Consider the following 19,198-nt stretch of genomic DNA (forward strand, 5'->3'; position numbering starts at 1 on the left):
GCTGTTATAAAAATGTTACAATAATAACATTATTTGTTATGAAAGTTTCATACTTTATGAGGTTATGTCAAGGCTTTATGGTCTGCTAAACAGGAATAAAGCTGTCGAATGTCAGGGGAGAAGAACAGGTGAAGCTGTCTTTAGAGAAAAAAAGAAAGCGTCTGCAAACTCTCGCATGGGCTGTGGCTCAAAAGGGGCCTGTTCATTTAAAAGATGCGGCACGTTTATTAGACGTTTCAGAAATGACGGTTAGACGTGACCTTGTTGATACTGATGCCGACCTGGCTTATCTTGGCGGGTATATTGTCGCAGCGGATGCAGTCACCGCGAACGTCAATTACAACTTCAGAAAAGAAGCTGATCGACAAGCTGTTCAGAAGGAGCAGGCCTGTCTTGAAGCGATAAAGCTTATTGAAGAAGATGACGTTCTGTTTATCGATTGCGGAACAACAACGCCTTATCTTGCACGCCTCATTCCTAATGATAAACGGCTTACGGTTGTTTGTTATTCTTTGAATATCGCAGATATTTTAAGCCGTAAAAATAATGTGCGTCTTGTTCTGCTTGGCGGGTACTATCATGCTGCATCCGCAACGTTTTCAAGTGATGAAGCCTTAAAATCTCTGGGAAAGATTCATATTGGAAAGGCCTTCATAACGGCAGGTGGCATTCATATGGAAAAGGGTATCAGCTGCTCACATTTTCATGAAGTGACAATTAAACAGGCTGCAATTACCAATGCTTTGAAGAAATATGTTATTGTTGATTCAAGTAAATTTGGAAAAGTTAAGCTAGCGCATTTTGCAGATCTTAAATCTTTTGAAGCCGTAATTACGGACCCAGGTATCTCAGCCGGTAATGCGCAGGAAATTAAGCGACTTGGCTCGAAGGTTCTGTGTGGTCCCCCGATACGTTAAATGAGCACCACACACTTTGACCTGCCGTTTAGCGTAACGTTCCAAGCTTGTTAAAATGCTCTGCCAGCAGATAATAGAATGTCAGTCGAGACTTATTGTGCTCAGCTTTCATTGTTTGGCAGACGAGTTTGATTGCATCATCTAAGCCCTCTGTTGGGAGAGCCAGTTTCTTTATGAGAAAGCTGTCTCGAACCCGGGCCCGCTCTTCAGGATCGGAGCAGGCTACATATCGGGCGTCGGCCTTACTAATAACCAGCTTGTAGGTTTTCTCCAAATACGCAACCGCTGCCTCATCAATAGGTGATTTTGCGTATTTTTTAATATCTGCCAGATGGTCGTTAGTCATTTCCATTCCTCCAGAGGGGCACTGTAGTATGGAAACGGCAAAGCTATTGAAATCGTTCCTTCGGTGAAGACAAAAATGAATAAAAAAAAGCGTGGCCGTAGCCACGCTTTAAGTAAAGAGGGTCTCGCTGGAGCACCTCTGGGGTCGCTATTAATCTGCCTTTCTTTTCGTATTGAATCAAATGGCAAATATGACGGGTATTGATTCATAATAGGGCTGATAAAAGTTGGGAGATTTCAAAAAAAAACGTGGCCGTTGATGACCACGCTAAGGAGCCGACCCAATGTGGGGGTATAAGAAAGGTCGGATGCATACTTATGGAACTATTCGTTTGGTTTTGTCAAATGTAAATTCGACAGGGGACACTGTCATAAACCAGATATTTTGTATTGGTAAGTATAAGATTAGTAAATTTTTTTAATTAAAATTAAATATTTAAATTTAAGAGGTGAAATGATTTGTTTATTTACTTAAATTTTATGTATATATATTTGTAATAATTATAAATTAACGCAAGTTTTTAGGAAAATTTATAATTGAATTATAAACATTTTATACTTTAGATAACGAAGCAGATTCCAGCCGCTCTTAAAAAAGTTGCGCAGGCTCATGTCCTGAGTATTCTGATTTATAAATATGTTTGTAGAAATTCTACATAAACTTCTGAAAATGCTTGGAATTTGAAGGATTAAATTACATTTCAAGGAAAATATTGGAGCGGGCGAAGGGAATCGAACCCTCGACATTCAGCTTGGGAAGCTGACGTTCTACCTCTGAACTACACCCGCATTGAGATTAATTCTTAGCTGTTTTGACCCTGTCTAGGCAAGCGCAGACAGGGTATCTTTTTTCAAATTAGCGGAAATGTTTTGACAGTTTCAGGTTCTGGGCCTGATAGTTTGAGCCAAGATCCTTACCATATAGGGCTGCCGGGCGCTCTGCCATCCGCTCATAAACAAGACGTCCAACAACCTGTCCATGTTCAAGAATAAATGGAACATCGCGTGAGCGGACTTCCAGAACGGCGCGTGAGCCGGTGCCGCCAGCAGCGCTGTGGCCAAACCCCGGGTCAAAGAAACCGGCGTAATGGACGCGGAACTCACCGACCAATGGATCAAACGGAACCATTTCTGCCGCATAATCTGGTGGAACATGAACCGCTTCCTTGGAAGCCAGAATATAGAACTGGCCCGGATCAAGGATCAGGCTTTTGCTGCTGTCTGCGTAGATTGGCTCCCAGTAATCAGCAATCGCGCATGAACCGGGCTTATCGACATCAACAAGGCCAGTGTGGCGTTTTGCGCGGTAGCCAATCAGGTTATCCGGGCCAAAGCCTGCAAGATCAACGCTGACTGCAACACCTTCCTGAATGGATGGCTCTTCAGAGGTTACGACGCTTTCAGCCTGATGGAGCTGAAGGAGCTCATCATCGGAGAGGCGCACCTGACCTTTTCTGAAGCGGAGCTGAGACAGGCGGGAGCCTGTGCGTACCAGAACCGGGAATGTACGTGGTGAAATTTCTGCGTAGAGCGGGCCTTTATAGCCTGATGGCACATCTTCAAACTCACGGGCGCCATCGGTGATGACACGGGTGAAGACATCGATACGACCTGTTGAGCTCTTCGGGTTTGCAGAAGCTGCAATCTCGTCTGTGAGATGAAGCTCTTCCTGTAATTCTGCAATATAGACGCAACCGGTTTCGAGAACGGCACCATCTGTCAGGTCAATTTCATGAAGGCTCATATCCTTCAGACGTGCGCTGACAGTGCGGTTGGGGCCGGGAAGGAAGCTTGCGCGGACGCGGTATGCTTTCTTGCCAAGGCGCAGGTCAAGACTTGCTGGCTGGACCTGATCCGCAGCAAAGGGAGACATTGGCTTGATTACGCCAGCATCCGCCAGTTTCCGGATGGCTTCGGCGGATTGGATTCCGTTCTTGAAAGCAGACATGGTTCTTTCGTTCCTGAATATAGCTATGCTGTCTTTAACCGAAAGGGCGCGTCTGAACCAGTGCTTCTATCAAAGTTCTCCCCATCAGGAGGGATTTGCTTACATCTTTATGGCTCTCACACGATAAATTCACCTGAATCTTGAACGCTGCCATTGACGAAAAGGGTAAGGCGCGCTCTTAAATGGGCAAAACTCATAAGGAGAGTAAAATGGGCTCGCAGTCCCCCCTCATGAAACCGCTTGAGATGCTTGAGAAGCTGGTTTCCTTTAATACAGAAAGTTCAAATTCGAACTTACCGCTGATCGATTTTGTCGAGACCTATTTGAAAAATGCCGGCGTTTTCTGCCGCCGTTTCCCGAATGCAGAGGGTAATAAAGCCGCTCTCTACGCCAGTGTTGGCCCAAAAGATCGTGGTGGCGTCGTCCTTTCTGGACATAGTGACGTTGTCCCTGTCACAGGGCAGGCATGGACAAGCGACCCGTACAAGTTGCGTGTTGCTGATGGGCGGGCGTACGGACGTGGTGCGGTTGACATGAAGTCTTTTGACGCCCTGTCAATTCTGGCTTTGGCGCATGCGGCGCAGCATGATCTGAAAGTTCCGTTGCATATGGTACTTTCATATGATGAGGAAACAACCTGCCTTGGCAGTAATGATGCCATCGCGCAATTTGGCAAAGATCTGGCAATGCCAATCGCTGCAATCATTGGTGAGCCAACAGAGTTGCAGGTGACGGATGCCCATAAGGGCTGCACCGTTCTGACCACAATGGTTTACGGCTCTCCTGCTCATTCATCTAAGCCATATCTTGGTGCCAGCGCCGTGATGGCTGGTGGTGATGTTATGGCTGCGATTAACCGCCTGAGTGATGAAATGATTGAGAAAGGCGATGCCAGTGGTCGCTTTGATCCACCTTATACCTCTGTCCATATCGGTGAGGTTCATGGCGGCACGGCCCGTAACATTCTGGCCAAGGAATGCATGATTAACTGGGAAATCCGTGGTCTGCCCGATCAGGACCCTGAAGAAATTCTCAAGAAGCTTGCCGTTGCAACGGATGAAATTTCCCGTTCTCGTCTGAACAGATATGGTGATTTTGGGCGTATTGAAACAACCTGCCCGGTTTCCATTCCGGGATTGCGCCCTGAGCCGGGTTCAGTCGTCGAAAAACTTTGTCTTGAACTGACAGGAAATACCAAGACCATCTCGGTTCCTTATGCAACGGAAGCCGGACACTTCCAGAAGGCTGGTATTCCAACCATCGTTTGTGGTCCGGGCTCAATTGATCCGGCTCACCAGCCTGATGAGTTCATCACGTTGGAACAGCTCGATGCCGGTGAGGCCTTCATGCAGGGCCTGCTGAAGAAATGCGTTGAAGGCTCTGTCTGATAAAGGGCTTCAAGTAAGAAAAAGGCAGCCAGAAGTGGCTGCCTTTATAATTTATAGCATCATAGATTTATGCCTTGGGAATTGAAATTCCGATATCCTCAGGCTTGAAGTGGTACTGGCGAGAACAGAACTCACAGCTCACGTTAATCTGTCCATCATCATCAAGCAGTGTTTCTGCGTCAGTTGCTGAAAACTGCTGGATCATTGACAGAACACGCTCTTCTGAACAGGTGCAGGCTTCCCGAATGGTTTGTCCAGGAAATGCAACAACTCCGCGCTCATGAAAGAGACGGTAGAGCAGCTGCTCGCTTGGCAGGTTCGGATCAACCAGCTCATGGTCTTCAATTGTTGAGACAAGGGCATTCGCCTCATCCCAAAGCTCAGCACCTTCACCAGCAGCCAAAGCTTCAGGATCTTCCAGACGCAGTTTGTCCGTTGAAGATGGAAGGTATTGAACCATCAGGCCGCCAGCACAAAATTGACGTGCGCCACCTGTTACGGATTCTGCAACTGCCAGACGGACTTTGGTCTGGAGCTGTTCTGACTTATCAAAATATTCCTGAGCGGCTTCTTCAAAACCGGTACCCTGTAGAGAGACAATGCCTTGATAACGGTTCATGTCAGAACCCTGATCAACGGTCATGCCAAGGATGCCACGGCCGATAACATCTGCCGTTGTATGGGGGCCATTGCCTAGTTTAGCGATTGCCTCTTTATCAAAACGGGCATAGGCGCGGATGCAATCTGGGGTATGGAAGTCGATGACAATCATATCCACGGGGCCATCTGTTTTGGTCTGAAGCTGGAACTGGCCTTCAAATTTGAGGGCAGAGCCGAGAAGAACTGTCAAAGCCGCTGCTTCGCCGACCACCCGTGACACAGCATCAGGGTAATGATGTCGATCAAGGATGGCGCTGATGGTATCGCCAAGACGAACCACCCGGCCGCGGACGGCCAGTGGTTCGACGGAAAATGGAATAACAATATCGTCTTTAGCGTTGTCGCTCATTTTTACTTCCAGGCAGTGTCGACGTGCAGGCACCAGGCCAGAATACCCTTTTGAGCATGCAGGCGGTTTTCAGCTTCGTCGAAGACAACTGATTGCGGGCCATCCATCACTTCATCAGTGACTTCTTCGCCGCGATGGGCTGGAAGACAGTGAAGGAAAACAGCTTTCGGGTCAGCTTTCGCCATCAGGGCATTATTGACCTGATAAGGCTGTAGCAAGCGTTGGCGACGGTAGGTTTCTTCTTCATCGCCCATGGAGACCCAGCAGTCTGTAAAGACGGCATGCGCACCGGAGACAGCTGCACTGGCATCTGTTGACCAAGTGACGTCAGCTCCTTCTGCTTTCGCCCATTCCATAATTTCAGCACGAGGCGCAAATGTTGGGGGTGTGGCAATAGCAATGGAGAACTTGAAGCGCGCAGCCGCGTGGATAAGTGATGTCAAAACGTTGGACGCATCACCAACCCATGCAATTTTCTTGCCGGTAATCGGGCCGCGATGTTCTTCATAGGTCATGATGTCTGCCATGATCTGGCAAGGGTGGCTCAGTTTGGTCAGGGCATTGATCACCGGAACATCCGCAAATTCAGCCATTTCCGTTACCATCTGATGGTCAAGTGTCCGGATCATGATGGCATCGACAAAGCGTGACATAACCTGAGCCGTATCGTAGGTGCTCTCACCACGGCCAAGCTGCATTTCCGCACCCGTCAGCATGAGGGTTTCCCCGCCAAGCTCCCGCATCCCCAGATCGAAGGAGATGCGGGTTCTGGTTGAGGGTTTGTCAAAAATCATAGCGAGGGTTTGCCCGGCCAATGGTCGAATATCTGCCGGAATACCGCGTTTGCGTTTTGCCTTGATTGCGACAGCCACATTCAGAATGTGGCGCAGCTCTTCCCCGGAGAAGTCGCAAAGATCAATGAAATGGCGGATATTCTGCTTAGCCATGATTACTCCGTATATTTTTCTGTTTGCTTAAACAGGCTGGCCTGACCGATATATTGTTACGCCAGTGCCTGATTTAAAGCTTCTGGTTTATTTCGTTTCCATTTCAGAACATGTCTGATCCAGACGAGACAGTGCTTTATTGATTTCATTATCGCCAATGATCAATGGAGGAAGCAGGCGAACGACATTATCTCCGGCCCCAAGGACGACAAGGCCGTTCTTCAAGGCGCGTGAGATAAAATCTGTATTAAGTGGCTTTACTTTAAGCCCTATCATCAGACCTTCACCGCGGATATCTTCAATGATATCGGGGTGACTGTCTTTCAGGGCGGCAAGTTTCTGCTTGAGGTTGATGCCGGTCTGACGGACATGCTCAAGGAAGCCGGGCTCCAGAATGATATCAAGAACCGCATTCCCAATGGCCATCGCGAGTGGATTGCCGCCAAATGTGGAGCCGTGGGTACCAAGAGTCATACCTTTCGCAGCCTCAGAGGTTGCGAGACATGCTCCCAATGGGAAGCCCCCACCAATACCTTTGGCAATACTCATAATATCAGGTGTGACATTAGCCCATTCATGGGCAAACAGCTTGCCTGTGCGACCAACGCCAGTCTGTACTTCGTCAAAAATCAGCAGCATGCCGTTTTTGTCACAAAGCTCACGGAACTGTTTGATCATTTGCGTTGTAAATGAACGGATACCACTTTCGCCCTGAATAGGCTCAATCATAATAGCGGCTGTTTCTGGTGTAATCGCTGCCAGCAGGGCCTTCTCATCATTGAAGGGAACCTGGTCAAAGCCTTCGACCTTAGGGCCAAAGCCATCAATATATTTTTGCTGACCACCAGCTGCAATTGTTGCCAGAGTCCGTCCATGGAAGGCGCCCTCAATCGTAATAATTCGAAAGCGTTCTGGCTGACCATTGGATGCATGATATTTGCGGGCCATCTTGATGGCACATTCATTGGCTTCTGCGCCGGAATTGGTGAAGAAAACCACATCCGCAAACGTATTGTCGACGAGCCGCTGGGCAAGTCGTTCCCCTTCCGGAATGCGGAAAAGGTTGGATGTATGCCATAACTTGGAGCCCTGTTCATTGAGAGCTTTGACAAGATGCGGGTGGGCATGTCCAAGGGCATTAACTGCAACGCCAGCGCCAAAATCGAGATATCGCTCTCCTCCTCGCGCAAACAGCCAGGGGCCTTCACCCCGCTCAAAGAGAACGTCGGCACGCGCATAGGTTGGAAGAAGAGGCGAATTCACGATATGTCCTTTCTATTGTCATTACTCCTTGGAACAAGAAGTAACAGGATGTGTCCTTTTACGGTATTTTTCTTAAGGATGAAACAATTTTACAGATGCAGCGGTTTTAAAAAATTATTCGCTGATGAACGGATAAACCCAAAAAGTTCTCAAATAAAAAATATCCCCAGCTTGTTCTTGGGGAAAACAGTAAAGGAGTCGTTAAGACTCTTGCGCCCGAGTCAGCCGATCTAGTAGGTTCCTATCAATCAGATACGAGATGTCGTGTTCCCCCGGCATCTGGATCCGTTTCCTGCCAAGTCTGAGTGGTGGCGCGGAGGTCATACTTCCGTGAAATGGATGGATTCTGGGCAGTGGGTGAACAGCGGAGATTTAAACTATGGACGTGACAAGTACCTGGACAGATGAACGGGTGGAGCTTCTCAAAAAGCTCTGGGCGAGCGGGAAAAGCGCCAGCCAGATTGCCGCGCAGATTGGCGGGGTTACCCGTAATGCTGTAATCGGCAAGGTCCATCGTCTTGGTCTTTCTGGACGCGGCAAGGTAAAATCTGCAAGCACGTCACGTCCGCGCCGCGCAAAGACAGAGGCCGCTCCTGCTCAGCCTCGTGCACAGCGCCCAATTAAAGTTGCTCCAATTTCAATGGTTGCAGACGCTGAGCCAACAGATGTTGTGCTTCCTTCAATCAATGAAGTTGCTATTCCACCATCAGAGCGTGTTGCTCTTGTTGATCTGCGTGAATCCATGTGCCGTTGGCCAATCGGAGACCCAATGACATCAGATTTCGGTTTCTGTGGTGGCGGTGCCGTTGCTGGTTTACCTTATTGCGCCCATCACTGCCAGATTGCATATCAACCAGTTGCTGATCGTCGCCGCGAGCGCCGCGCTTCATAATTTCAGTATCTGGTGATTAATAAATATTTCAACGGCGGATTTTCCGCCGTTATTTTTTACTCAGCTGAATGTTTCATCAAAAGAATATCCGGCACCACGAACAGTTCTGATTGGGTTGCGCTCTTTTTCTGTGCGTCCAGCCAGAGCCTTGCGCAGACGCCCGACATGTACATCCACTGTACGCTCATCAATATAGACGTCATGACCCCATACTGCATTCAGCAGGCTTTCTCGCGTAAAAACCCGGCCCGGAGATTGCATCAGGAATTCAAGAAGACGGTATTCGGTTGGGCCCAGATGTAATTCTTTGCCATTGCTTCGGACACGATGGGTCGCACGGTCAACCTCAATATTTCCCGCCTTGAGCACTTCTGTAACATGACCGGGGCTTGATCTTCTGAGAAGAGCACGAACCCGTGCGAGCAGCTCCGGCACTGAAAATGGCTTAACGATGTAGTCATCGGCACCTGTTGCAAGACCCCTGACCTTATCGCCTTCTTCACCTCGGGCCGTTAACATTATGATGGGAAGAGTTTCGGTTGCTTTCCTGGCCCTGATCCGGCGGCATAATTCTATTCCCGATAATCCGGGCAGCATCCAGTCTAGAATGGCGAGATCAGGTGCATGTTCCTGTATCCTGATATCGGCCTCATCTCCACGGGCAATGCAATCGACTTCATAGCCCTCAACTTCCAGATTATAACGGAGGAGCAGGGTCAGGGCCTCTTCGTCCTCAACAAGCATAATTCTGGTTGCCATTGTTACCTCTTAATTTGAGACCAAATCATATAACGTAGAAAACTATCCTATGGCTAGCCGTGGTGATTTATAAATTTACAGTCTCACTTTTCGGGCGCTCTGTTGGCATGGTTTCACTTGTCACAAGATAATAGATAGTTTCTGCTATATTTGTGCAATGATCTCCGATGCGCTCAATATTCTTAGCGCAAAACAGCAGATGTGCGCAAAATGAAATGTTTCTGGGATCTTCCATCATATAGGTCAGAAGTTCCCGGAAGATGGAATTATGCAATGCATCAACTTCATCATCTTTGAGCCAAACTTCTGATGCCGCTCTGGCATCAAGCTGCCCATAGGCGTCCAGAACAGTTTTCAGCTGGTGCTGGGCAAGGTTGCTCATATGCTCAATGCCTGAGACGATTGTCTTTTCTTCAAACTGCCCGGCAATAACGATGCTGCGCTTTGCAATATTCTTAGCAAGATCACCGATACGTTCAATATCATTGGAAATACGGATTGCAGAAATTGCAGTACGCAGATCAACCGCGATGGGTTGTCTGCGGGCAATCATGACAATTGCCTGCTCATCAATATCTTTCTGCAACAGATCAAGCTGCTTATCCATGGCAATAACTTTATTAGCCAGGATAGTGTCAGCGTTAATCAGGGCGAGAGTTGCAAAATCAAGCATCTGCTCGGCCTTGCCACCCATTTCTGAAATGGATTTTCTGAGGTTTTGCAGTTCGATATCATAAGAGCTTACGATATGTTCGGCCATTGCTTCGTCCTTTCCGCTCTCAACTGGTCAATCAGCCGAACCGGCCGGTGATATAGTCCTGTGTCTGCTTCTTTGCCGGGTTCATGAATATCTTGTCGGTTGGGTTAAACTCGACAAGCTCTCCTAGATACATGAAGGCTGTATATTGCGAGATACGTGCCGCCTGCTGCATATTGTGTGTGACAATTACGATCGTGAAATCAGCGCGTAACTGATCAATCAGTTCTTCAATACGCCCAGTTGAAATGGGGTCGAGTGCAGAAGTTGGCTCATCTAGCAGAATAACGTCAGGGCGCTGGGCAATGGTTCTGGCAATACAAAGCCGTTGCTGTTGACCGCCAGAAAGGCTGGTGCCTGATTGCTTCAGCTTGTCTTTCACCTCATTCCACAGCGCCGCTTTCTTAAGGGCTTCCTCGACACGACCGTCAAGTTCTGATCGTGGGGGCTTTTCTGTCAGTCGGATACCAAAAGCGATGTTGTCATAAATTGACATGGGAAACGGGGTTGGTTTCTGAAAAACCATGCCAATGCGTGACCGTAGTTCGTTTACATCCACTGAACGGTCCAGAATATTCTGTCCGTCCATCATAATAAGACCTTCTGCCCGCTGTTCAGGATAAAGGCTGTAGATGCGATTGAAAGTGCGCAGAAGCGTTGATTTCCCGCATCCCGAAGGGCCAATCAGGGCAGTTACCTGACGATCATGAAAATCAATCGAGACATTCTTCAGGCTATGAAAGTCTCCATAATAGAAGTTCAGGTCCGTCACGGATATCCTGACTTCTGGTGCCATCTGCTCCGCAGAGGCAGCGTATGAATTCGCATTCATGCTGAAGTGAACGGATGATGTATTTACAGCAGTGGACAGCATCATGCTTTTTCCTTCTTCAGCAATAGTCTTGCAATGATCGAGAGGGCAAGAATGGTAAGTGTAATCAGCAGGGCACCAGCCCATGCCAGCTCCTGCCAGTTTTCATAGGGTGAGAGAGCAAACTTGTAGATCATGACGGGTAAGTTCGGGATGCCGCCCATCAGATCACTCCGGAACCAGTAGTTGTTATTAAAGGCGGTAAACAGGAGAGGCGCTGTTTCGCCAGTGATGCGAGCGGTTGCCAGCAAAATGCCGGTGACCATTCCGGAACGGGCAGCTCGCCATGTAATCCCGGTAATGACTGTCGACATTGGCGCACCAAGGGCTACGCCTGCCTCCCTCAGTGAGCCGGGCACAAGGCGTAACATGTCCTCGGTTGTGCGTACGATAACCGGCGTTGCAATGATTGCCAGCGCAATTCCGCCAGCCCATCCATTATATCCAAATGGCTTTACCATGAAGGTATAGACAAACAGGCCGATCAAAATGGACGGAGCAGACAGCAGAATGTCATTGACGAAGCGAATGACTGTCGCGAGTCTGGAAGTACGGCCATATTCCGCAAGATAAGTACCTGCAAGTACGCCAATAGGTGTTGCGACACCAATGCCGATTACCGTGAGTACGAGGCTGCCAACGATAGCATTTGCGATACCGCCACCCAGTGAATTGGGACCGGGTGTAACCTCAGTGAACACATTGGCAGAAAGTGCTGAAAAGCCCTTGATCAGAAGCATCAAAAGAATAGAACCGAGGATGAAAACCCCGAGAATGGTGCAGCCAATACAGATGGCCTTAAGAGTAAGGTCAGCAATCTTGCGTTGAGGGCGCATTCTTTTCCGGTGGGCTGTTGTAATGTGTGGGCCGGAGCTCATGACGGATTGTCCTGCGAGTATTGTATCGTTTGATGTCATGACCCATTTCCTCAATAGGTTTTCACACGGGCAACGAGAACGCGTGCCAGTATGAGAACCGAGAAGGTGACCAGAAACAGAATACACCCGAGAGCAAGAAGGGAATTCAGCTGCATGCCCTGTGCCTCGTCAAATGCATTGGCAATACGGGAGGCAATCGTTGAGCCGGGGTCAAATATGGATGCGGAAAGACGGTTGGAGTTGCCGATGACGAATGTCACGGCCATTGTCTCTCCAAGAGCTCGGCCAAGCCCAAGCATAATGGCCCCGATCATACTGACAGCTGCCTGAGGCATCAGAACATGACGTACAACTTCGTAAGTTGTACAGCCCATACCGAAAGCGCTTTCCCGCAACAAGACAGGCAGCTGATCAAGAATATCGCGGGCGATAGAAGCGATGAACGGAATGATCATAATCGCCAGAATAATACCAGCTGTCATAATACCCTGACCGGAGGGGACTGTTGCATAAAGAAAGGTCCCTACAATCGGCAGACCATCTATTAGAGATGACAGTGGTATCTCGACATAATGTGCAAAGAGAGGGGCAAAAACAAAGAGACCCCACATTCCGTAAATGATACTCGGTACAGCCGCCAAAAGCTCAATAACAGTTGCAATCGGACGCTTCAGCCATCTCGGACACAACTGTGTCAGGAAAATTGCAATGCCAATTGAAACGGGCACACCAATCAGGAGTGCAATGAACGATGAGGCGAGAGTGCCGATAATGGCAACAAGAGCACCGTATTGTTCTTTGGGGACATTCCAGCTGGTTGAGGTCAGGAAGCCAAGGCCAAACTCGTGAAAAGCAGGAATGGCTCCATAAATCATGGCGCCGATAATACCTGTCAGCACGAGTAGTACAATGCAGGCAGAAGCCAGAGCTGCAGAACGAAACAGGTTATCAAACCTCAGAAAAGATCTGGGGCGGGTACGGTAAGCGACAGTTGGGGACGATGTGCTGTGCTGCATGATAACCCTGTTCAGTTGACGTTTTAATCAGCATCAGATCTGTGGCGGCTGGGGAGCCGCCACGAGGGTTAGCCTTATTTTGTGCCGGCAGTGTTGAGGGTCTTCCATTCGGCTTTGACCATCTCTTTGACTTTGGCCGGGAGAGGAACGTAATCCAGCTCATCAGCCATTTTGTCACCCTGATCAAAGGCCCAGGTGAAGAATTTTACCGTTTCAGCAACCTGCTCAGGTTTATCTGACTTCTTATGAACCAGAATGAATGTTGGCGCTGTAATTGGCCATGCATCATCACCAGCCTGATTAGTCAAAGAGATGCCAAAGCCCGGTGTAGATGACCAGTCGGCATTCGCTGCAGCGGCCTGAAATGTTTTCACTTCAGGCTTTACGAATTTGCCAGCCTTGTTTTGCAAAGAGGCATAAGGAACGCCATTCTGCTTGGCATACGCATATTCGACATAACCAATGGAATTTGGCACCTGTTTAACGAGGGCTGCAACACCCTCATTGCCCTTGCCGCCCTGACCAACAGGCCATTCTACGGAAGTCCCGACGCCCGGGCCATTCTTCCAGTTTTCAGAAACCTGAGAAAGATATGTCGTAAAAACGTTTGTGGTGCCTGATCCATCTGAGCGATAGAGCGGGGTGATGCGGGCATCAGGGAGCTTCACATCACTATTCAGAGCTGTAATCTTCTGATCATTCCAGCGGGTGATCTTGCCGGCATAAATATCGGCGACAATTTCACCTGTCAGCTTCAGCTCCCCGGACTTCAGGCCTTCAATATTGACGATGGTTACAACACCGCCCATGACGGTCGGGAATTGTGACAGGCCGTTTTTCTCAAGATCTTCAGCTTTCAAGGGTGCATCAGTTGCACCAAAGTCAACGGTTTTGGCTGTAATCTGGCGGATGCCACCACCTGAGCCAATGGATTGGTAATTAATGTTGGTTCCGGTTTCTTTGCGGTAGGCTTCAGCCCATTTTGAGTAAACGGGGTAAGGAAAGGTTGCGCCTGCACCGGTAATTTCAGCAGCGGATGCAGACCCGGTGAGTGCCATACCTGAGAAAGAAAGAGTGGCAGCAAGTGCGTAGGAAAACAATTTCACGAACCATACTCCTTGAGTTGACTTCGGTCCGCAGCCTTCTTGGCTGCGTCGGCAGAAGCCATAAGCCCGAAGCATTACTGTTGTATGACACTTGCATGACAGTTGTGTGACAGTCTCCGTGTTTCAGGTTTTCTGATTGTCTGAAAGGCGGGCAGGTAACCTGACTGTAAAAAGAGATCCTTTGCCAAGATCACTCTCAATACCCAATTTCCCGCGATGGCGGATGATAATGTGTTTAACAATAGCAAGCCCGAGACCTGTTCCGCCTTTGCGACGGCCTATTTCCGTGTCGGGGCGATAAAAACGCTCGGTCAGGCGCGGCAGATACTTAGCCGCAATACCAACACCATGATCACGAACCGAAAATTCAACCTCGGCACGTTTATCTTCTACGGCACGATGGTTCCTGAGTGTAATATCAATCTGCCCGCCATCTCCGCCGTATTTAATGGCATTTTCGATCAGATTCTCTGCGACACGGAGCATTTCGTCGTGGTCCCCATTGATCATAAAGGGGCCACCCTCTGTGATCAGGTTCAGCTTAAAGCCGTTTTCTTTTGCCCGGGGAGCAAGCGCTGAAATGATTTGTCGAACTGTGCTTTCCAGATCAAGCGGTGTATCCGGAGCCATATGAACGTGGAGTTCCACACGTGATAGGGATAAGAGGTCATCGATCAACCGCGCCATACGTCGTGATTGGGTCAGCATCACATCAAGGAACTTCTCGCGTGAAGCTTCGTCGTTACGTGCCGGGCCCTGTATTGTTTCTATAAAACCAATGACAGAGGCCAGCGGCGTGCGAAGTTCATGACTGACATTGGCGATGAAGTCGACGCGCATTTTTTCCAGACGTCTGGCGGATGTGAGATCACGGAAGAATAGTAACACCCATTGCTCATTTCCCCGCAGCAGACTGATTTGAAGTTCATATGCCCGTTCAGTTGGTGATTTCTCGTTATGCTCGACCTTGATGGATGTCCCGTTCTTTAAAACCAGATCAATCCCGGCCAGCACATCCGGATTTCTGAGTGAGAAAGATAAGGGTAATCCCTTTTTTAAGGTCGGCAGTAACTCCTGTGCAGCAGCATTTGTTTCATAAACAATCATACGGCGGTCAATCAGGATAATCGGGTCTGGAATATTGGCCAGCAGGGTATCTGCAAGAGGAAGTGAAGAGCCGGTACTTTCCTGTTCCGCCTTATTCCGCTGATGGGCCTGAATATCCTGTAAGAAGGATGCACCGAGTAACGCACCGAGCAGGATGATGGCAGCAAGCGCCAGCCGGAAATCTATATCCCCTTTGAGACCTGCCCATAACAGGAATATCAGAAGTGCAATACCAGCCCCTTGTAGCAGATACTGCCAGCGCTGGTTATGGCGGTCTGCTCTGCGGGAGGAAGGGGCATGATCTGACATAACCTAATCCATTTTAGGGCGTTTTGTCTGAGCCTGAATAATCGGCCTCATCCGGGAAAATATCTCGTAGGCGCCAAGTATCGATAGAGCAATGACAAACGGGATGAGATAATAGATGATCCGGTAGAGAATAAGAGCACCAAAAACCTCTTCACGCGGGTAACGGCTTAGGGCCAGAAGCATGATGGTTTCAAAGACACCTGCGCCGCCGGGGATGTTGCTGAACATGCCGATCATCACCGCAAAGACATAGACTGCGAGAAATGTCTCAAACCCAAGATTAACATGTGGCATGAGTGCATAAAAGACAGCGGCCCCTGCACAGGTATCTGCCGCACCAATAAGCATCTGCCCCAGTGAAACCCGAAAGCCCGGTAATTCCAGCTGCCAGTTTTTAACGCGAATGGAACGGCGTTTCAGTGAAACCCAGATGAAATATCCTGCAATAGCAATGGCTGCGCCATATCCTACTGCATAGACAAATCCTAGCTCTGTATAGACAAGATTACTAAGGACAACGGCCTTGCGTAGCAGGCACCAGGCCAGAACCGTTCCCATGCCAATCCAGAATGTGAAACCGGCAATAACGGTCAAACTGGCAATGATACTTGGGCGGACACCGCGACCAGAGTAAATCCAGTAGCGAACAGTTCCGGCAGTTAAAAGCGGGAAACCAAGTGTGAAACTGATGGCATAAGAGGTGAAAGATGCAAGAGCCGTTGTTCTGTAAGGTACTTTAACTTTCAGCTGCCAAAGGGCCAAAGCGTCATAACATGTCAGAAGGCAATAGCTGACAATCGTAAAAGCAAGCGCAATACCGATGTATTCCAAGCCAACAGAAAAGAACGCTTCTTTCAGCTTGGCATAATCCATTCCGGCAATAATGTGCCAGAGCACGCCCAGAGCTACGACGAATAAAACTGTGCTGGCAATTGGACCAAGCCAGGCCAATTTCTTGCGCCATACGCCGGCCTTTGAATGGGGAGCATGACTCTTTTGCGGTGGGAGTTCTGAATTACGATCGGTCATGCAATACGGTGTTTACTCGCTATCAGTTTTCTGTCGCAGATAATACTCTGTGATTTCAGATAATGACTTAATGCTATTTGATGCCTGTTCCAATAGGGGGATGTGATAAAGGCGTTATCTATTCTTACAAGAAGGATAAATTGAGGCTAAAATTTTTCAGGATTAGTCTATAAGCATTCTCTGAGTCTGATTTATAGTTGGTGTTACAGATATGGAATTTCAGAAATTTCTGGTTATAGGTGGCGCCCGCTCCGGGAAGAGTCGTTTTGCCCAGAAATTAGCCGATGAGAGTGGCAGAGCAAAAACAATTATCGTGACAGCTGAAGCACGTGATGCAGACATGCAGCAGCGTATTCTCGCGCATCAGGCAGATCGTGATGCGAACTGGGAAACGGTTGAAGCCCCTCTGGAACTGGCGCAGGCTATTTTACAAAGTCAGGCACAAAACGTTGTAATGGTTGATTGCCTGACGCTTTGGCTGACGAATGTCATGCTGGCTGACAGAGATATGGAAGTTGCTATTACAGAGTTGGTGTCTGCTGTTCAGATGGCGCAATGTTCACTGGTTCTGGTGTCAAATGAGGTTGGACTGGGTATTGTTCCCGAAACAGCAATGGGTCGTGATTTCCGTGATTGGCAGGGCTGGCTTAACCAGAGAATTGCTCAAGTCTGTGATGGTACTGCTGTGATGGTTTCGGGCTTCCCCTTATTGCTGAAGCCATCCGCTCTGCCAGATATCCGGCTGAAATAAACAGAATTGAAAAGTCCCATAATGTCTATCGGCAAGTGTACATCAAATACTATGGCAATCATAGTGCAGGGAACGGGCTCTAATGTTGGCAAATCCCTTCTGGTTGCCGGGCTCTGTCGTGCATTTGTCCGACGCGGACTGACCGTTCGACCTTTCAAACCGCAGAATATGTCTAATAATGCTGCGGCTGTTGAGGGTGGTGAAATAGGCCGGGCGCAGGCTTTGCAGGCTCGTGCTGCCAGAGTACCGGCAACTGTTGATATGAATCCGGTTCTATTGAAGCCTGAAACAGATTCACGTTCGCAGATTATTGTCCATGGGCAAAGAGCCGGAAACCTTGAAGCCCGTTCTTTCCAGTCGCGTAGAGATGACTTGTTGCCGATTGTGCTTGAGAGCTTTGAAAGATTGTCTCACGTGGCGGATATTGTAGTGGTTGAAGGAGCTGGAAGCCCGGCAGAAACTAACCTGCGAGAACGAGACATTGCCAATATGGGATTTGCGGTTGCTGCGGGCGTGCCGGTTATTCTGGCTGGTGATATTGATCGTGGGGGTGTCATTGCCAGCCTTGTTGGGACGCATACTGTTCTGGATGAGACTGATCGACGTCTGATCAAAGGGTTTCTGATTAATAAATTTCGGGGTGATGTTTCACTGTTCTCACCCGGGGAGCAGACAATTGCAGAGAGAACAGGCTGGAAAGCCCTTGGCGTTGTGCCGTGGTTTAATGCTGCAGGTAAACTACCTGCTGAAGATGCCGTTGATCTTGAACAGCAGGGTAAGGATGCAAAGGCTACAATTAAGATTGTCGTGCCGATGCTCTCACGCATTGCCAATTTTGATGATCTGGATCCATTGAAGCTTGAGCCTTCCGTTTCTTTACAAATGGTACCGCCGGGCCAGCCACTGCCAGCGGATGCAACCTTGGTCATCCTGCCGGGTACCAAAGCAACCATTGCCGATATGACGTTTTTCCGGGAGCAGGGATGGGATATCGACCTGCTTGCTCATGTCCGGCGTGGAGGTCATGTACTTGGCATTTGCGGTGGCTACCAGATGCTTGGTCAGAAAATTCATGATCCGGATGGTGTTGAGAGCCATCTGAAAGCCTGCGATGGTCTTGGTCTTCTGGCGGTTGAAACATGGCTTGGTTCTGAGAAAGCGGTGCGGCCTGTTTCCGGTTTCTGCTGTACCTCTAGTGAAAGTGTCACCGGTTATGAAATCCACCTTGGCCGTACAGATGGTGAAGACTGCGTACGTCCAATGTTACAGATTGCCGGTGACCCTGAAGGGGCAACCTCTGCAACAGGCCGGGTCATGGGGACATATATCCATGGTCTGTTCTCGCAGGATGCCTTCCGGCAAGGTTTTCTGACACGTCTAGGTGATATGTCTTCCTGGACGGGCATTGCCTATGAGCCACTTGTCGAGCAGACGTTGGATGAGCTCGCGATGCATCTTGAAACACATCTTGATCTTGATGCGATTCTCGAAATTGCGCGTATGCCTGTGTGAGAAGCGGTGAAAGTGCCGCAGTTGTTTTGCTGAGACTCTTTATTTTCAGTCATCATAACAACTGGAGTAGCTTCAGGATTACACATAAAAATGGCTTGTTGTCTTAAATGATAGTGGGCGAGACTTGCCAAGCTTGGGCGCAGTCTGTACTGGAGGGGCAGACGTTGGTGCCCCATCGCATAGGGGTGAAACGGGAATGTGGTACGGATTTTTCCAATTCCACAGCTGCCCCCGCAACTGTAAGCGGTGAATGACATTCAAGAAGCCACGGGCTGACGGCATTATGCTGTATGCAAGTCTGGAAGGCGAATGTTCATGATGACCCGCAAGCCAGGAGACCGGCCAATTGTCAAATGCAACTCGAATTGTCCGCCGGCGGGGCGGGCTGGAGGCT

Annotated in this window: 18 protein-coding genes, 1 tRNA gene and 1 riboswitch; of the genes, 5 read left to right on the forward strand and 14 right to left on the reverse strand. The window is 48.9% G+C overall.

The genetic code is table 11. The features are described 5' to 3' along the window. Positions 1–128: 128 nt before the first annotated feature. Positions 129–917, forward strand: a complete 789-nt coding sequence (locus tag WJT86_RS02215; RefSeq protein ID WP_346335855.1) for a DeoR/GlpR family DNA-binding transcription regulator — start codon at positions 129–131, stop codon at positions 915–917. Between the two features lie 28 nt (positions 918–945). Here the strand turns inward: WJT86_RS02215 and WJT86_RS02220 are convergent, their stop codons facing one another. The 3 genes from WJT86_RS02220 to WJT86_RS02230 form a co-directional block, all read right to left on the reverse strand. Next, complete coding sequence (locus WJT86_RS02220; protein WP_346335856.1) at positions 946–1,263, reverse strand: DUF2853 family protein; 318 nt, start codon at positions 1,261–1,263, stop codon at positions 946–948. 713 nt (positions 1,264–1,976) lie between these two features. Continuing rightward, positions 1,977–2,051, reverse strand: a tRNA-Gly gene (locus tag WJT86_RS02225). Between the two features lie 67 nt (positions 2,052–2,118). Continuing rightward, on the reverse strand, positions 2,119–3,210 hold the full coding sequence (locus WJT86_RS02230) for a 2'-deoxycytidine 5'-triphosphate deaminase (RefSeq protein WP_346335857.1): 1,092 nt from the start codon (positions 3,208–3,210) through the stop codon (positions 2,119–2,121). A 209-nt stretch (positions 3,211–3,419) separates the two neighbouring features. On the opposite strand from WJT86_RS02230, the gene argE reads away from it, so the two are divergent. Next, entirely contained in the window at positions 3,420–4,598 is a 1,179-nt protein-coding gene (gene argE / locus WJT86_RS02235; protein ID WP_346335858.1) for an acetylornithine deacetylase, read from the forward strand. 67 nt (positions 4,599–4,665) lie between these two features. Here the strand turns inward: argE and WJT86_RS02240 are convergent, their stop codons facing one another. The 3 genes from WJT86_RS02240 to WJT86_RS02250 form a co-directional block, all read right to left on the reverse strand. Then, a complete protein-coding gene (locus WJT86_RS02240) occupies positions 4,666–5,607 on the reverse strand; it encodes an Hsp33 family molecular chaperone (RefSeq protein ID WP_346335859.1) in 942 nt (313 codons plus the stop codon). A 2-nt stretch (positions 5,608–5,609) separates the two neighbouring features. After that, positions 5,610–6,554 (reverse strand): ornithine carbamoyltransferase, encoded by a 945-nt coding sequence (gene argF / locus WJT86_RS02245; RefSeq protein ID WP_346335860.1) that lies wholly within the window; start codon positions 6,552–6,554, stop codon positions 5,610–5,612. 87 nt (positions 6,555–6,641) lie between these two features. After that, a complete protein-coding gene (locus tag WJT86_RS02250) occupies positions 6,642–7,817 on the reverse strand; it encodes an aspartate aminotransferase family protein (RefSeq protein WP_346335861.1) in 1,176 nt (391 codons plus the stop codon). Positions 7,818–8,196: 379 nt separating this feature from the next. Between WJT86_RS02250 and WJT86_RS02255 the strand changes: the two genes are divergently transcribed. Further along, the gene (locus WJT86_RS02255; protein ID WP_346335862.1) at positions 8,197–8,709 is read left to right on the forward strand and encodes a GcrA family cell cycle regulator; all 513 of its coding nucleotides are present in this window, start codon (positions 8,197–8,199) and stop codon (positions 8,707–8,709) included. Positions 8,710–8,769: 60 nt separating this feature from the next. Here WJT86_RS02255 and phoB read toward each other — a convergent pair whose 3' ends face one another. The 8 genes from phoB to WJT86_RS02295 all read right to left on the reverse strand — a co-directional run bounded on the left by phoB (position 8,770) and on the right by WJT86_RS02295 (position 16,541). Beyond that, a complete protein-coding gene (phoB, locus tag WJT86_RS02260; protein WP_346335863.1) occupies positions 8,770–9,468 on the reverse strand; it encodes a phosphate regulon transcriptional regulator PhoB in 699 nt (232 codons plus the stop codon). 67 nt (positions 9,469–9,535) lie between these two features. After that, positions 9,536–10,228, reverse strand: a complete 693-nt coding sequence (phoU, locus tag WJT86_RS02265) for a phosphate signaling complex protein PhoU (protein ID WP_346335864.1) — start codon at positions 10,226–10,228, stop codon at positions 9,536–9,538. Between the two features lie 31 nt (positions 10,229–10,259). Then, positions 10,260–11,057, reverse strand: coding sequence for a phosphate ABC transporter ATP-binding protein PstB (gene pstB, locus WJT86_RS02270; RefSeq protein ID WP_346336281.1), 798 nt, complete (start codon positions 11,055–11,057; stop codon positions 10,260–10,262). A 41-nt stretch (positions 11,058–11,098) separates the two neighbouring features. Further along, on the reverse strand, positions 11,099–11,974 hold the full coding sequence (gene pstA / locus WJT86_RS02275) for a phosphate ABC transporter permease PstA (RefSeq protein ID WP_346336282.1): 876 nt from the start codon (positions 11,972–11,974) through the stop codon (positions 11,099–11,101). Positions 11,975–12,024: 50 nt separating this feature from the next. Next, positions 12,025–12,990: a phosphate ABC transporter permease subunit PstC gene (gene pstC / locus WJT86_RS02280; protein WP_346335865.1), complete on the reverse strand. Its 966-nt coding sequence runs from the start codon at positions 12,988–12,990 to the stop codon at positions 12,025–12,027. A 74-nt stretch (positions 12,991–13,064) separates the two neighbouring features. Next, entirely contained in the window at positions 13,065–14,096 is a 1,032-nt protein-coding gene (pstS, locus tag WJT86_RS02285) for a phosphate ABC transporter substrate-binding protein PstS (RefSeq protein ID WP_346335866.1), read from the reverse strand. A gap of 123 nt (positions 14,097–14,219) precedes the next feature. After that, positions 14,220–15,512 (reverse strand): ATP-binding protein, encoded by a 1,293-nt coding sequence (locus WJT86_RS02290; protein WP_346335867.1) that lies wholly within the window; start codon positions 15,510–15,512, stop codon positions 14,220–14,222. Positions 15,513–15,515: 3 nt separating this feature from the next. Then, complete coding sequence (locus WJT86_RS02295; protein ID WP_346335868.1) at positions 15,516–16,541, reverse strand: lysylphosphatidylglycerol synthase domain-containing protein; 1,026 nt, start codon at positions 16,539–16,541, stop codon at positions 15,516–15,518. Between the two features lie 211 nt (positions 16,542–16,752). Here WJT86_RS02295 and cobU point away from each other — a divergent pair, with 211 nt between their 5' ends. Next, positions 16,753–17,292 carry a bifunctional adenosylcobinamide kinase/adenosylcobinamide-phosphate guanylyltransferase gene (gene cobU / locus WJT86_RS02300; protein WP_346335869.1) on the forward strand — a complete coding sequence of 180 codons (540 nt, stop codon included), beginning with the start codon at positions 16,753–16,755 and terminating at the stop codon, positions 17,290–17,292. A gap of 21 nt (positions 17,293–17,313) precedes the next feature. Further along, positions 17,314–18,804, forward strand: coding sequence for a cobyric acid synthase (locus WJT86_RS02305; RefSeq protein WP_346335870.1), 1,491 nt, complete (start codon positions 17,314–17,316; stop codon positions 18,802–18,804). Positions 18,805–18,952: 148 nt separating this feature from the next. Then, a riboswitch (cobalamin riboswitch) is annotated at positions 18,953–19,162 on the forward strand. The last annotated feature ends 36 nt before the right edge of the window (positions 19,163–19,198 follow it).

Source organism: Hohaiivirga grylli (assembly GCF_039655745.1).
In the GTDB taxonomy this organism is placed as follows: Bacteria; Pseudomonadota; Alphaproteobacteria; order Rhizobiales; family Beijerinckiaceae; genus Hohaiivirga; species Hohaiivirga grylli.